The organism is Streptomyces durbertensis (assembly GCF_014156695.1).
GTDB lineage: Bacteria > Actinomycetota > Actinomycetes > Streptomycetales > Streptomycetaceae > Streptomyces > Streptomyces durbertensis.
Genome location: NZ_WMLF01000701.1, coordinates 1 through 1,696 on the forward strand (window position 1 = coordinate 1; position 1,696 = coordinate 1,696).

The window sequence follows — 1,696 nt, forward strand, 5'->3', positions numbered from 1 at the left end:
ACATACAACCGCGTGGGCCGACTGGGAAGGGGGTGCGGGAGGGTGGCCGTCTACCGGACTCACGCTCTGCCCGGTGCCGACACATGAACCATTCCACCGAAGTTCCCTGGCTCGTGCGCTACGGCGACGACGCGCCGGAAGGCCTCGCCGGCTACACCGGAGACGTCGTCCAGGCCCCCCGCGCCACCGCGATGGACTCACTCCAGGACATGCGCAGAGGCGGGCTGCGGGTGGGCGCCGTACTCGTCTGCCTCGTCCACGAACTCGTCCAGATACCCATCACCCCCGGGGAGGGCCCCTGGCACTGGCCGCCGAGCAGGACCCTGTGCCACCCCCGCGTCACCCGGTGCAGCACCGCCGACGGCAGCGAGATGGGCTACCGTCCCTGTCTGGGACGGTTCTGGCTACTCCCGCACGACACCTCGGAGTTGCTGACAGACGGTGCCGTGCTCTATGACGTTCTGTGCACGGTCCGTTCCCGGCGTCGGCTGGGCTCGGCCGCGCGTCGGGCCGGCCGGCGGCGGATCGGCCCCGAGCCACGGCAGGCGTCCGGAGGACTCTACGAGGACTGGCTCGCGTGACCGTCCGGGCCCGACCGGGGCCATGACTCGCACAGGGGGAGCGCATGCGGATAGGCGTCCGGCTGGACACCCGCGGCACCTACGGCGCGCTGGTCGAGGAGGCCCGGGTCCTGCACGCGCGGGACGCCGCCGAGGCCGCCGGGGCCCACCGGCCGGAGGACCGCCCGCCTGCCGCCCCGCCACCGTTCGCCGCCCGCGCCCTCACCGCCCTCGCCCACCGCCACACCACCGGCAAACTTGTCCTCGTCCCCTGAGGGCGTCCGGGCGGCGCCCGTGTCGCGCCGGGCGCCCGGCGTCAGGCAGGGCGCTGGAAGAGGGCGGTCCAGAGGAAGGGTTCGCCGAAGTGGGGGGAGTGCGGGGGTTCGTCGCGCATGCGGCGCAGTTCGACCTCCGTGAGGTCGGAGAAGACGTGCCGGAGGTCCGCGGCGGCGTACGCCAGGCCGCCTTCCAGCCGACCCGCCCGATAGAGGTCGGCGTCGTCCCGTTCGGAACCCGTCGCGCCGGCGGCGAAGCAGGTGAGGCCGAAGCGGCCGCCGGGTGCCAGGAGCCGGTTGAGGAGCGCCAGGTGGCTGACGCGGCGGTGCGGCGGGAGGTGGTGGAAGCAGCCGGAGTCGTAGATCAGATCGTACCCGCCGCGGAGGGAGGCCCCGACCTGCCCGAACGCGTCGCCGTGGTGGAAGCGCACGGTGAGGCCGGACGCGGCGGCCCGCTCGCCGGCCCAGGCGAGCGCGTCGCCGGAGAGGTCGACGGCGTCGACGTCGAAGCCGAGCGAGGCGAGGTGGAGCGCGTTGCGCCCGGCGCCGCAGCCGAGGTCGAGGGCGCGGCCGGGTCTGACCAGCCCGCGCTCGACGTACGAGACGAGGTTCTCGTCCGGTTTGTCGACGAAGAACGGCACGTCCCGTGACCGGTCGGCGTAGAAGCCGTCCCACCAGGCCGCGCCGTCGGGTGTCCAGCGGTCGGCGGCGGGCGCGAACAGCCCGTCGAGCAGTTGGAGGACGTCTTCCGTCGTGCGAATGCTCCGGTCCATCCGGGCCCCCTTTCCCACCCCGGAAGACTACCGTCGATCATGGGAAAATGGCAGGTCAGAGGTGGTGCGACGAGGGTCTGGGTGGGGG

The 1,696-nt window shown here is 73.3% G+C and carries 3 protein-coding genes; 2 read left to right on the plus strand and 1 reads right to left on the minus strand.

Annotated features, from left to right (window positions below; genetic code table 11):
• Positions 1-83: 83 nt before the first annotated feature.
• Together GL263_RS26060 and GL263_RS26065 are read left to right on the plus strand one after the other, a co-directional pair.
• On the plus strand, positions 84-581 hold the full coding sequence (locus GL263_RS26060; RefSeq protein ID WP_182858192.1) for a hypothetical protein: 498 nt from the start codon (positions 84-86) through the stop codon (positions 579-581).
• Between the two features lie 44 nt (positions 582-625).
• Entirely contained in the window at positions 626-835 is a 210-nt protein-coding gene (locus GL263_RS26065) for a hypothetical protein (RefSeq protein WP_182858193.1), read from the plus strand.
• Positions 836-876: 41 nt separating this feature from the next.
• Here GL263_RS26065 and GL263_RS26070 read toward each other — a convergent pair whose 3' ends face one another.
• Positions 877-1,608 carry a class I SAM-dependent methyltransferase gene (locus GL263_RS26070; RefSeq protein WP_182858194.1) on the minus strand — a complete coding sequence of 244 codons (732 nt, stop codon included), beginning with the start codon at positions 1,606-1,608 and terminating at the stop codon, positions 877-879.
• Positions 1,609-1,696 lie beyond the last annotated feature (88 nt).